Genomic DNA, 12,793 nt, shown 5'->3' on the forward strand with positions numbered 1-12,793 from the left:
GAATTCTAGGCCTTGGGCTTCCATTTCCACTCGTTCGGCGACATCCGCTCCCATTCAGGCAGCGTGTGGCCCTTGCGCACCAGGACGGCCGTTGTCGGCAGATGCGTTTCCCAAGGATCCCCGACCGGCACTTCGCCGCGATCGCCTCCGGTGAGCTCCTTGATTTCATCGACGATAGGCTTGTAGAGAGGATGATCGATCGGCGGCTCGCCCTCATCGTTCCAGACGCGTCCCTCCTGCATGAAATACGAGACTGCCGCTTCGAACCCGACCCGCACCGGTACGACGACGCGCGCATAGCCTGCTTTCAGGAAATCCTCGAGTTCTGCGTCCATGTTCCGTGCACGGAATCGGTCGGCCCATCCACCGGGTCGTGCCCAGAAATAAGGGTAGAACACGTATTGGATTTGATCCCACTCGAAGGCGTGCTCGAAGAAGCGGATGATCGCCCCGTCAGCTTTGGCATCCTCGATGTCAAAATGCGGCGGGTAGAGCGAGCCGCCGCCGGTGTGTGCGGTGTTCAATAGGCCGGCGTGTTCATTGCGAATAAACGCGAGGCAGTGCTTTTTCAACTCTGTCCGGATGATGCGTTCATTGACGGACGGGGGATTCCCAAACTCAAAGGCGAGTCCTTTTTCAGCTTCTTTCTTCTGTTTCAGCGTCTCGACTTCTTGCTGATACCTAAGCAAGACATTCGAATACGCCTCTGCGATCGTGTCGTAGGTCGATGTGGCCCATTCGCGCAGCCCCTCGGCCTGACGCTGGAAGGTGACCTTGGTGTGCACACTATAGTTGGCGGTTTCGTGTGCAAAAATATGGATGGAGAGCTTGTCGTCGTCGGCATAGAGCCCGCCGTCACTCGGGAAGACAGTTACGCGATTGGCATTTGGCCGGTAGAAGCGAAGATCGCCCTCTTGAACATCGATCCGCTCGCCTTGTGCCGTCGGACGCCAGTAATCATACTCGTTCCCGACACTGAACGCGAAGTGAGGATCCTCGTCCGTCACGCCCATCACCGTCGTCAAGGCCCAGACAGGTCGGTAACCCTTTGGAATCTGGATTTCGATTTGGTTGCGGCTCCGAGGCTGATCCTCCTCTGAGTCATTGCCCATGCCTTGTGTGACGCTCGCACTCCTCACGAGAAAAATCGGCGGCGGGGCCTTTAGTCCTTTTGTACCGTAACGGGCACCAAGACGTAGATAGTTGCCCTCATGAATGTGTGTTGCGTCCGGTGCTTCGACCTCCAGTCTGATTGGCGGGATCGGTAGTTCCGGGTCCGGTTGTGGCATTTTTTCAAGATGCCACATGTAAGACGCCGGCTCTGGAATCATGAAGTCGAACATCTGCCGCAGGCCATAGTTGAATACCTGCGACTCATAAATCTTGTCGACGAACTGATAGATGCCGGCGCTGTGCTCGCCGCTCTCATTCGTGAGCCTATGCTCGTTGACTTCTTCGACCTCGCGCAAAATTGTAAGTCGCCGTTCTTCGCGGACACGCTCGACAATGCGCTCCTTGGAGCGCTCGACGACGTCCTTTGCATAGGTGACGGAGTTCTTAAGGCCATTTTCTTCGCTGGTCTGATTGCTCACATCGAGTTTGCTTTCGAACTCGACCGTGGGACCGTACTTTCCGGAGAGCGACAATCCGAATCCGACCTTCTGATCGGCTTGCTGTGTCCGCGTGGTTTCACGATTGAGTTCGAAGCGCTCGGTGGTCTGCAGCTCCGTCTCCTTTTCGTGCTCCTGCTCCTTAAGCGTGCTGATTACTTCTTCGGTTCGGTTGAGCTGGCGATGAGTACGAAGCTTGGATTCGCCGTCGAGAATGTTTTCGATGTGTGCAATTTCACCGGCTTCATAGCGCTTGATTTGCTGTTTTACCACCAGCAGATCGGCGACGCCGACCGCGTTCAATTGGGCAGGACGGGGACTTGGTGCCGGCGGGTCACCGGGCGTATCCTCTGGTTGAGGCGGCGTTAGCGCGCCATCGATCGCAGCGACAAGATCGCCGATACGGATGTCTGCCAACGATACACCGAGTTTTTCCAACGTTGACTTTGTCCTTGAAGACAAACGCTTGATGGCGCTGGCCTGCAACGTGAACAGGCCACGCGCAACTGACAAGTTAAGATCGCGGATCGGATCGAGCCTCTCAACCTCGCGCTGAGCGCTCACCAGATCTCTGGACGCTCGCACGGGGTCGAACACCGGCTGGCTGATAATCGCGGATGGTTTTACTCTCCCGGATCGCGGCGCGGGCACATGGACGGTAGACGCTGATGTTTTTGGTGACTTGCCGGTTGCAGGGCTGCGAAACCGAGATTTTGCGGCACGCAGATGCGTGAAGCGAAATAAACTGTTGTCGGCGCTGCTGGCCATATTTCCCATCCTTTTTTTAACGAGCGTTCTGCATCTAAGCCTGCTCTGTTAACTGGCACCGGCAAATGCCGGATTTGAACTGCATCTCACCTGCCGCAACTAGGACGCGGAATGCATTTCAAGAATTTGCATACCTTCGCTGAGCAGAAGTCTACTGCTGTTCCGGTACTACGAGGAATAAAACACGCTCCAATGCCGAAGAAGTACGTTACAGTTACATCCCCGAACGATCTCGGCCGTTTTGAAGCAAAGCGGCGCAATTCTGCGAAGCGTAGGGTCAAAAAAAGGCCGCTCTAGCGCATCTTACAAAATTTTACTGAAGATCATGCAATTGGAACTTTCGCCTATCTCATGAGCTAATCGGAGTCATCAATTTTAATTGCAAAATCTGGATCGTCTTGAATGAGGCTGGGCTGCCCTCCCACCAATAGATCCGTTAAGTCTGCATAGTCTTTGCACCTATTTGCAACGCTAAACTCGCGCCATCCCCCAAGCGGCGGCATCCTTCCATGCAGGACACGCACAAGTTGGAGAAGGATATTCGATGAAAAAGCTATTTGAACCCGATGCGACCAGGATCGGTAGGCCTGCGGGTCCTGCGATGCAGGATGCTGTCCCCCAAGGTATGGCAGATGGAACTCCCCGGATGTTACGAGACGATCTCAGCGAACTTATCGGGAGCGATCAAGTGCTGCACCGAGTGGCCGATCTCGTCCGCTATGCTTCTGACGCAAGTCCGTATCGCTACATACCACAGGTAGTTGTCAGACCTAGAACTCTCGAAGGTGTTGCAAATCTGTTGGTTTATTGCAGAAACAATGGCCGCAAAGCAACGTTTCGCGCGGCAGGTACAAGCCTGAATGGCCAATCCCAGTCGGACGATGTCCTCATTGGCGTACGTGGCCATTGGCAAGGTTGCTCAGTGGAAGAAGAAGGGCGACAACTCCGAACGAAACCGGGCACTATTCTTGCACATGCAAATGCTCGACTAGCCCGGTGCGGCCGAAAACTTGGCCCGGATCCAACTAGCAACGGCGCTTGTACCATTGGCGGTGTCATCGCTATGCCGGCAGCGCTGCCGAGGCAAAGGAGGCATTCGAAGTAGCGACACAGCAGCTTTCATTGGCGCAGATCAACCTCAAGCGCACGAAGGTACGGAGCCCCGTGAATGGGTTTGTGACAAACTTGTTGCTGCGAGTCGGCGATTACGCCACAGAGGGCTCCAGTAACGTCTCGGTGGTGGACTCGGACAGCCTTTGGACGCGGCCCGAAAGCAGACGTCGCTAGCGACAGGGCTGGATGGCTTGATTGCGCCCTCATTCGGCCGTTGGGGGCAGTTTTCCCACCGCCTAAGAGCAGACACTGCCGACGACCACGCTGGAGGTCGCGGTTGCGCCAAAGGACCTTGACGGGTAGGCGTTCTCTCAGCCAGCACGGACCTATTACAAGATCGAATTGGTCATATTCTGATACCGCTAGCCCGCAATTGATTGATGTATTGCGGTTCTTGCACTCAGGCACTGAAGGCCATGCGATCGTGCTTTAAGGCGGCAAAACTGTTATATTGATCTTACAGCTACGAAATTGTCGTGGGGGACGACCATGCGGATCGCGATTATGGGTTCCGGCGCTATCGGCGGTTATCTTGGCGCACGGCTCGCCCGGGCCGGCCAGGAGGTCACCTTTATTGCGCGTGGTCCCCACCTCGAAGCAATGCGAAGTCATGGATTGCAGCTGGAAAGCCCGCTCGGCAACATCAACCTGAGCCAGGTCACTGCTACTGAGACGCCCGGTGATATCGGTCCTGTCGACGTCGTGATCTTCGCCGTCAAGCTCTACGACAGCGAGAAAGCGGCCGCAGCCATTGTGCCGATGGTCGGACAGGGAACGAGGGTGGTGACCCTGCAGAATGGCATCGACAGCGTCGAGAACCTTGCTCGATTTGTGCGGCCTTCGCAGGTTGTCGGCGGTGCCGCCTACATTTCGGGATATCTCAAACAGCCCGGTTTGATCGTACATGTAGGTGGCGTGACGCAGTTCCATATAGGCGGACGAAATGACCCGATCATCGGCGCGCTGCAAACTGCTTGCACTCAAGCCGGGAGCATTGGACTGCAAACGTTTGACGATATCGATCAGGTGCTTTGGACCAAGTTCGTCACACTCTGCACTTTTTCAGGTGCGACGAGCTTATTACATTCTGGAATTGGATCGATCCTGACCGACCCTGAATCCCGGATACTCCTCGACCAATTGCGAGATGAAGGCATGGCGGTGGCATCGGCAGCCGGCCATCCGATGCAGGACGGGTACGAAGCGCACGCTCTATCGCTCTGGCAAAATCTACCACCCGCTACGCGCTCATCGATGGCCAACGATCTTTTGCAAGGCAAGCCGCTGGAGCTTGCATGGCTTTCAGGACGAATGCACGCGCTTGGAAACGAGCTTGGCGTACCGACGCCAGCGCATACGGTGGTTTATCGCGCATTGCATTTACACGCCAAGGGTATTGAGTCTTAGGTGCGAGGCGAACCGATTTTGGGGGGAACAAATGAAAACCGATCACGATTTGGTTGAAAGCGCTTCTTCGAATAGCACCGACGATGCTCAAGCCATGTTCAATAAGCATCTGGCGACTTACCGGAAGATTGTCGGCGAAAACCTCATGTTTCACCGCGAGGTCTATGGCTTGCTTCATGACCTGCTCTCCCAAAAGATGCTGAAGCCGTTCAAGTTTCTCGATATCGCTTGCGGGGATGCGGTCGCTTCGGCGGCCGTGCTAAAGGGGAGCGCCATCGACCACTATTACGGGATCGACCTCTCTCCGCAGTCCTTGGAGCTCGCAAGAGATTCGCTGGAGGCCCTGCTGTGTCCCGTCGACCTGCGGTGTTGCGACTTCGTAGAAGCTATGGCCGACTGGTCCGATGTCGTAGACATCGTGTGGATTGGAATGTCGCTTCATCATCTGCCGCCGGAAGGAAAGGTCCGACTGATGAAAAATGTGCACGATGCGCTAAGCCCTAGCGGCCAGTTTTTGATTTGGGAACCCACTCTTCTTGAGGGGGAGAACCGCCCCGAATGGCTTGATCGGTTTTCGGCATATCGGACCGTATGGGCCGCAATCACCGACGAAGAATTCGCGACGATGGAAGCCCATATGAGCTTGGCCGACTTCCCGGAATTGGCCGAAACTTGGAAGGCCATGGGCCATCAAGCCGGATTCTCTCATGCCGAACAAATATTCCTGATGCCCAATCGTTTCGGGAGAGTCTTCCAATATTGGAGCTAACATCGCGTTCGCATCCATCGTGAGGTTGGCACAAGCTATAACGGGTGCGCGACCAGGACCGGCTGGAACGGCGGAGGTAGTTTCCGCTCCCAGTTGCGGGTTTGCAAAAGGCGGTGGCCGAGGTAGGGCTACACCACGTAGGCTAACAGGAGGGGCACCGCCATGGAAACCGTCGCAATCGACAATCGCAATGAGTTCGCGCTTTGGGCAATCGAACGGGCGCACGCAATCGTATCTGATCAGGGGACAGCGCTTGCCTTAGCGGCTCGTGAGAGTGGAGAGGACGCGATCAGGGAGGCTGGCAATGCGCTAGGCAAGGAAATTACACACGCGCTCTTAGAAGTCTTTGACGGACTGCTGCCGAGCGAAGCGTCGAAGGGCCTTGACTAGCATGACCGTCGATGATCGAGAGCTAATGACGGAGATCAGTGCGCAAGCTCAGATCGCAGAGCAAGGTCGCCCGAAGGTGGCGGACGTACTAGCGTTGGCAATTGCACTCCAACGCGACTTCCACCACCGCAGCGTGGATGAAATTCACACGAAGCTGAAGAGCGTCTGGCGGGCGAGAGGCGTGTCTTGGAGTGGCGACTAGCTCAACCGCAGCAATAAAGAGGCTCCGCTCCCGAATAGCTTGCGTGGCCAGTCGGCTACGGGTTCCATGGCCCCCATGCCGTTGACGATCCGATTGATAATCACCTGCTGCAACGTATTTCGTCCTATCAAATGCGTCCTGAGCTGCGCGTGCTATAAGGGTCGCGACTGCTCGTCTGCAATCTAGGGCCAGCAGACGGTACGACCACTGTCTTCACGTTTGAGCGCCCCAAACCCGCGGGACTTTTGCATTCCAGTTGTCCCAACACGGCTCGTCGGGACGACCGTTTTGGGAATGACCGCACAGCAGGGCGATTATGCGATGGATTTCTGTCAGTCCCCAACCCGCGCGAAACGCTGCCTCCACCAGCGGCTGGACATCGGCGTTGGGGCCAAGCGCCATGACGCCTTGCCGCAGCGCATCCTTCGCCATAAATGCGACTGGCAATCAAGAGGCGGTCGATGCCATTAGACATAGGATCGTGGAAATAGAATCTATTCTCGCGCGAAATGACAAACAAGCGGTTCCTTGGCGTAGACCGCAACCATCGGGATTACTTCATCTATTCGCTTTACCTTGACTCGCCCCCGAAACTTGGGCGCAAACGTTCCCTGAACTCCAGGTCCCGTAAGATGTCGTGATACTTTCAACCGACTTCGTTATGTATCCTTTAGCGGCCATCGCCGTTATCGTGGCCGTCTGGCTATTTTTATAGTGCGTCACCGGATGCGATGACAGCGGGGTTTCCTCGGGCCAAGGGAGCGTGGTGAATTCCACTACATATTGCGCTAAAGGGGCGATAAATCCCCGTTATCTTGGATAGAGTAGCCACGCGATGCGAAGCGCTTACGAATGGTCTCCATGTCAGTCCAAATTCGGTGGGAGGTTCCTTTCAGTGTATAGCGCCATACGGAGCTCCCCATACCAACCATCGCGCCTATCGTCGCAACGACAACCGGGCTCTGCCCATCCTCTATACCCACATCGAATAGCGAACCTCCAACAAACAGCAGCGCTCCTGCCAACATTAAGTAGGTGGCGAAGGCCTCGTTCCCGGACGACGACTGCCATTCTCTTAAGGCTCGCTTATAGCGCTCGGAATCCACAAGCCATTGTTCATTCATAGCTAAATCTCCCATGCTTCGCGATGATATGGGAGGATTGTCTTTCTGCAAAGTCAGCATCATTGTGTAGGCTCCTTGCGGACGTAGGGCTGCATTTCCAATCAAATGTTTTCAACGGTTCGTAAAATAATGGCGGATTTCATGCGGGCCAAATAAGTGGCGTTCAAACTCCTGCTGCCACTTAGCGCCCGACTTTTAAGGGTAATCAAACTGATGTTGTTGGGACTGGAACTAACTTCTTCCCTGGCGATCACTTACGCAGCAAGGCACTGTTCAATGCACTCAATCACGTCCTCACAATCGAAAGGTTTCTTGAAATAGGCAGTAGCTCCGGCTGCCATGACCTGCCGGTGTATCCTCTCATCCTCGAATGCCGTAATGAATATGGTCGGCATTGTGTCGCCGCTCCTGCGCAATGTAAGAAACAGCTCCACCCCGCCCATCCCATTCATCTGCACATCCGTTATAAGGCAGTCAATTTCGACGGAGTCTCTTTGCGCCAGGAAGGCTTCGGCGTTTGCAAAACCATGGACATCGAGACCGTGAGCACCGATCAGATTCTCCAGGGCAGCCCGCAATGACGCGTCGTCCTCGACGACAGCTATCGATTTCAGGTTGGACAAGGGGCAAGGCCTTCACGTATTGAACGCTTGAACAAGACTTCCGATAAATGCGCCCGTGGCCCAAAAGCTTCAATAATACTCACGTTTACGTCGGGACAGAAGTTTTCAGGCGGGGCAAAATCGTCTCGTAGACCTTGACCAGCTCGGCAAAACGTCCGCATCCCCATCTTCTCCATCATATGGCCACGGTTAATTTCCACAGTTATCTCGCTCCGGCCAAGTTTGCCCGCGATCTGCTTACTCATGAGGCAGGTCGTTACGAGCTCTGCCATCTCACGCTCCCGAGTCGTCAGGCTCTCGTACCGCTTCACCAGGGCCGAAAGACGTGTTCGCAGTGGCGATGCTGGCTTTTCCATCATCCGGGTTCCGTTTTCGCAGGAATGGTGAATTCGAATGTCGTTCCCGCACCCTGCAGGGAGTTCGCGGTAATGCTCCCTCCATGTGCAGTCACGATGGAGCGGCAAATTGACAAGCCCATTCCCATGCCTTCAGGCTTGGTCGTGTAGAAGGGGCTGAACAGTTTTTCCCGGGTTTCAGGTGTAAGCCCTGGCCCGCTGTCGTGGATTTTCACTAGGGCCGCGCGTTCATCAGAAATCGACTCTATCAGCAGTTTCCGAATATTTGCCGATGCCTGTGACATCGCCTGAATAGCGTTCAATACCAGGTTCAGGATTACTTGCTGCAATTGTACCCGGTCACCGCAGACCTGCGGAGGTCGGCAGCCAAAGCGAATTGCAGGTTCACCCGATTGATGTCAATTTCCCTTTGGACCAGTGCAACCGTCTCTTGCAGAACCTCGTTCAGGTTGACGTGTGCCGCGTCCGGAGACGATTTCTTCGACAATGCACGCAGGTTCTTGATGATCTCGCTGGCGCGTTTGGCATCGGCGACCATGCTCTCCATCGAAGATTGAACTTTCGCCAGATCCGGCTCGGCACGTTTCAGCCAACGCAGGCCCGCTGCCCCATTGGTGATCATGGCAGCCAACGGTTGATTGAGTTCATGGGCGATCGACACTGTCAGTTCCCCAAGCGTTGCGACCCGGGAAACATGCGTCAGCTCCATTCGGGCGGAATGAAGCTGGTTTTCGGTTTCCCTCCTCGCGGTTACATCCATGATGCTGATCAGGACCATGTCGAGGGCCGGACGATCAGCTGGAAATGCAACGTTATAGAGAACGGTGAGTTGTGTGCCCTCTGCATCGTTGATCACTGTTTCAGCTTCATAGCTGGTCTTCCCGGCCCATATTGCTGCGAGGAACTTCCATGACTTGTCCATATCCGCGGTGATAATAGTCGGCAGCATCCTCTCCAGCGCATGGATGTCTGCGACATTGAATATCTTCAGAGCTGTTTCGTTGGCGTTGATCAGCCGTATGGTTTTCGGAATTTTGTGTACAAATCCGGGATCATGTCTCTGCGCTAGATCGACATCCCGCAAGCCGTCGCTCTTAAGCTTTTCAATGGCCTCTTTAAGACCTCGGAAATCCATCTGGAGAATGCCAACACCCGTCGCCAGAAAAATGGTGCGGTAACGCAGTTCACTTTCGGCCAGGACATTCATTGAAGTTTTCAAGCGGTAACCGAGGAGTGTTGTGATCGCGATAGCTGCGATGCTGACCAGGCAACGCGCTAATGAGTCCTCCAGTTCAATGAGATTGTCCGAATGCGATATCAGAAAGCTCAGGGCGGTAAGCCCCATGCACGCCGCGCCGACCAACACGATGCCATTCGGGCCAACAAAATTGAGAGCCAACAACACAACGGCCACGTAGAGCACGGCAATGGCAATATCCAAAGTCGTCAAAGTGTCCAGGAGGAAAACCGCTGAAGCGATGAGAATTGCAGCGAGAGGTGAAAATCTCGACATGCGCTTCCCCAACGTCACCCTGTTCATGTGGCTAGCCATCGCCACACGCTCCAATGAACCCGAGATTGTCGTCGTCATGACTTCGCGTAACGCGGTGCCGTTTTCCCGGTCTGGGTCGCGAGGAACAGTTTGGACCGGGCCGCGTCATATGCATCCCAGAGGCTGGCGTCGGCAACCGAAGGCAAGGTGACGTCTTCGTGATTGTCCAATCCTGCCAGGGCGGCATCGACCATATCCTCGGCCGACATGATTTTCGCCTTGTTTAGCGAGGCCAACGGAACGCCCGAAAGATCCCAGAGTTCGGTCGCGGTTGTGCCAGGAAGCACGACCTGCAAGCGCACTCCGGTACCCGCGAGTTCCTGTTGCAGTCCCCGGCTGAGGTTCAAGACATAGCCCTTGGTGCCGCTGTATATCGCGCTGGTGGGCAGAGCGTGCAGGGAAAGGACGGACGCGATATTGATGATGAGGCCGTCCTTTTGCGACAGGAACGAGGGGAGCACAGCCTCCGTAAGACGCGTCAACGCGACAATATTCAACGCGATCATGGAAGCAGACTCGGCCGCAGATGTATCGGCCAGAGGAGCCAGCCTCGAATTGCCGGCATTGTTGACCAGAACCCTCAAAGCCGCACTATCGGCAAGACTTCCTGCAACACGGACGAGATCGGCCTCCTTTGTCAAATCGGCGCTGATCACTTCGACTTCGACACCATAAACGGCGCTCAGTTGCCCGGATAAAGCTGCAAGACGCTCCCCGCGGCGGGCGATCAATATGAGATCGTAACCTCGCGCCGCGAATCTGTCCGCATAAACCGAACCTATTCCTGATGATGCTCCGGTGATTGCTGCCACTTTCCTTGTCGCTGAATTCATCATGGGTGGACGTTTCCTTGTTAAGAGCGGATGGTTCAAGCGGTGCTTCGTCACGAGCCGCTGTCTGGTACATAAATGCAGATTGACTTCGGCATCTTCGGATCACCGAGCCTAGTGCACCTATGGTACTTGGCATCCTTCGACATTTTTACGCGCTTGTCGGTATAGGGAAATGAGTTCGCCCGTGCTCTTGATCCGGAAGCCGCCGGACCTAGCTCGACGTTTTGGTCCTGTTCCTCAAAACAATCCACCGAGGAACAGCATTCAGAGCCATAAGACCACCCGGACGGAGCGTCATGGGCCGCTGCGGAGGCGGTGGAGAGAAGGACGAACATCAAGGTTCTCATCACTAGTCCTCATCAAAATTCCCCGAGTTGAGAAAAACTACCCGCTGAGATTTCGACCACGATCCTCGAGCCCGCCGAATTACGGTCGTCCGACAACGCCGGAGTTCTTTCCATCCAACAGCCAGCTTTGGGGTCGCTGGCAAAGTATTTCCTAGTGTTCAGAATATTCGGCGCACCTGACACTTAGCCCTGACGGCCTACTTGTTGCTCAAGCTGCACAGCCATCGTATTGCTTACGCAGGCGCTCGTAATACTGTGGATAATGAATGCAAACCCAATCACTTGCGCCGCGCAGGTATGCTATTTCCACAGCCTCGTAGAGGTCGTGTTCAAGTTTCTCAATGCGGATTTGAGGAAGGTTCATTTTTTTGATCATGCTCAGTCCAATCATCTTCGACAATTTGCAGAACAAAAATATTGCCTATGAAAGAGTACGATCTGACGTTAGGGTTTTGAATTATACATTGGTTTGCATCGAATAAACGTTGGTTGTCATAAACAGCTTATCGGGGTCGCTCAGGTGGTACCATATTTATCGGCCGAAACCTCGCCATGGATAGAATACTTCTCGTCGGCCCAGTTGTGGTTTCCGCCTGCACCAATCCCACCCCAGGTCCCGTCGCTTCTGCTGGCAAACTGGACGTCGGCATCGAGCTCATCCACATGCTGTGAAAGGAGCAGAGTTCATTCTCCAACGGTTCGAGGCGCTTGCGGCATGAGGTCTGTCCGGCGGTAACGTACATTCTAACTCACGCAAAATTTGCAATGAAACCCTCGGGAACCGCAACAATTTCCCGATGACGCATGCATTAGATTCCCAGCCGTCCTATTTGTGCCGCCTGGTGCCTGGGCCGCCGTATGGCAGAACTCTCGTAGCAGCCTCATCCTTCGCCTGTTTTATTGGGGAGTGAATTTCATAGTCCAACAAAACATCATGATATCATCGTGCCGCTTTCTATTGATCAAAACGGTTTCCCGTCGCTTTTCTCATAGGCACGAATTGCCCGCTGGTTGTAGGCGAGGACGGGAATGACCAGTCGACGTATTCTGTCGCAAATTCTCATTCTGGGCGGGATGCGATTGGTTTTGCAGCCAGTGGTCAAGCTGCTAACATGTCGAATTGCTTGGCCAGTGATGGATTGAAGGCAACCTCACCTGCCGCTTACGCATCATGTAAACCATTCAATTCCGGACAGTATGATGTTGGCGGCGATTATGGATGTGAAGCGTTGGATCTCCCCCTGTTCCAATCGAGCAAGCAGGACCTGAAATGCTTCATTCGTCGCGATGGGAAAGTGGCCGGACCTCATTGCCGCCTGAAAGTCGTGGCTCTTCATACCGCGCTTTAACCAATTGGCGGTCGCCGATGAGTCAGATTTTCGTGATGCCACTGGCCACCCCATTCTTGCGGGTTAAACACGCCCAGAGCGGGTTCGTTCCATGGTGCCGAACCGTCCGCCGGCAGACATAGTATTGACGCACTCCGAACGTCATCACTTCGGCACTTCAAGCGGCAGAGCAATTGGATTAAGGCGAGCCAACAAGAAAGGGGCAGCAGGCCGGTTTCGGCACTGCTGCCCAAGGAGGCGACCGCGAGGGAGGGCAACGATCGCCGGGGGGACTCTGCAGGGAGGTAAGCTCGCTCAGACATGAGGCGTGGCATCGAAATTCCGGTGCTGAGGGCTAGTTCGATTTGCCC

General features: G+C 54.8%; 13 protein-coding genes. 4 read left to right on the forward strand and 9 right to left on the reverse strand.

Annotated features, from left to right (window positions below; all coding sequences use genetic code 11):
• Nucleotides 1-5: 5 nt before the first annotated feature.
• Nucleotides 6-2,378: a hypothetical protein gene (locus LB462_RS29285; RefSeq protein WP_224515382.1), complete on the reverse strand. Its 2,373-nt coding sequence runs from the start codon at nt 2,376-2,378 to the stop codon at nt 6-8.
• A gap of 646 nt (nt 2,379-3,024) precedes the next feature.
• Between LB462_RS29285 and LB462_RS31720 the strand changes: the two genes are divergently transcribed.
• From LB462_RS31720 to LB462_RS29310, 4 genes are all read left to right on the forward strand, one after another.
• Complete coding sequence (locus tag LB462_RS31720; RefSeq protein ID WP_224515412.1) at nt 3,025-3,483, forward strand: FAD-binding oxidoreductase; 459 nt, start codon at nt 3,025-3,027, stop codon at nt 3,481-3,483.
• Between the two features lie 497 nt (nt 3,484-3,980).
• Complete coding sequence (locus LB462_RS29300) at nt 3,981-4,898, forward strand: ketopantoate reductase family protein (protein ID WP_224515391.1); 918 nt, start codon at nt 3,981-3,983, stop codon at nt 4,896-4,898.
• Nucleotides 4,899-4,929: 31 nt separating this feature from the next.
• A complete protein-coding gene (locus LB462_RS29305; protein ID WP_224515392.1) occupies nt 4,930-5,667 on the forward strand; it encodes a class I SAM-dependent methyltransferase in 738 nt (245 codons plus the stop codon).
• A gap of 162 nt (nt 5,668-5,829) precedes the next feature.
• Nucleotides 5,830-6,057 (forward strand): hypothetical protein, encoded by a 228-nt coding sequence (locus LB462_RS29310; protein ID WP_224515394.1) that lies wholly within the window; start codon nt 5,830-5,832, stop codon nt 6,055-6,057.
• A 415-nt stretch (nt 6,058-6,472) separates the two neighbouring features.
• On the opposite strand, the gene LB462_RS29315 is transcribed toward LB462_RS29310, so the two are convergent.
• The 8 genes from LB462_RS29315 to LB462_RS29350 all read right to left on the reverse strand — a co-directional run bounded on the left by LB462_RS29315 (nt 6,473) and on the right by LB462_RS29350 (nt 11,470).
• Entirely contained in the window at nt 6,473-6,691 is a 219-nt protein-coding gene (locus tag LB462_RS29315; RefSeq protein WP_224515396.1) for a hypothetical protein, read from the reverse strand.
• Between the two features lie 356 nt (nt 6,692-7,047).
• Nucleotides 7,048-7,446, reverse strand: a complete 399-nt coding sequence (locus LB462_RS29320) for a hypothetical protein (protein WP_224515398.1) — start codon at nt 7,444-7,446, stop codon at nt 7,048-7,050.
• 191 nt (nt 7,447-7,637) lie between these two features.
• Nucleotides 7,638-8,006 carry a response regulator transcription factor gene (locus LB462_RS29325; protein WP_224515400.1) on the reverse strand — a complete coding sequence of 123 codons (369 nt, stop codon included), beginning with the start codon at nt 8,004-8,006 and terminating at the stop codon, nt 7,638-7,640.
• Complete coding sequence (locus LB462_RS29330) at nt 7,994-8,365, reverse strand: LuxR C-terminal-related transcriptional regulator (RefSeq protein WP_370637343.1); 372 nt, start codon at nt 8,363-8,365, stop codon at nt 7,994-7,996. Before LB462_RS29330 ends, LB462_RS29325 begins: the two co-directional genes overlap by 13 nt.
• Complete coding sequence (locus tag LB462_RS29335; protein ID WP_224515402.1) at nt 8,362-8,691, reverse strand: ATP-binding protein; 330 nt, start codon at nt 8,689-8,691, stop codon at nt 8,362-8,364. The genes LB462_RS29330 and LB462_RS29335 overlap by 4 nt, the downstream gene beginning before the upstream one ends.
• On the reverse strand, nt 8,679-9,953 hold the full coding sequence (locus LB462_RS29340; RefSeq protein ID WP_224515404.1) for a sensor histidine kinase: 1,275 nt from the start codon (nt 9,951-9,953) through the stop codon (nt 8,679-8,681). Before LB462_RS29340 ends, LB462_RS29335 begins: the two co-directional genes overlap by 13 nt.
• Complete coding sequence (locus tag LB462_RS29345; RefSeq protein ID WP_224515406.1) at nt 9,950-10,750, reverse strand: SDR family NAD(P)-dependent oxidoreductase; 801 nt, start codon at nt 10,748-10,750, stop codon at nt 9,950-9,952. The genes LB462_RS29340 and LB462_RS29345 overlap by 4 nt, the downstream gene beginning before the upstream one ends.
• Before the next feature lie 552 nt (nt 10,751-11,302).
• Nucleotides 11,303-11,470, reverse strand: coding sequence for a hypothetical protein (locus tag LB462_RS29350; RefSeq protein WP_162702142.1), 168 nt, complete (start codon nt 11,468-11,470; stop codon nt 11,303-11,305).
• Nucleotides 11,471-12,793 lie beyond the last annotated feature (1,323 nt).

The sequence above is a fragment of the Phyllobacterium chamaecytisi genome, assembly GCF_020164455.1.
Taxonomy (GTDB): Bacteria; Pseudomonadota; Alphaproteobacteria; order Rhizobiales; family Rhizobiaceae; genus Phyllobacterium; species Phyllobacterium chamaecytisi.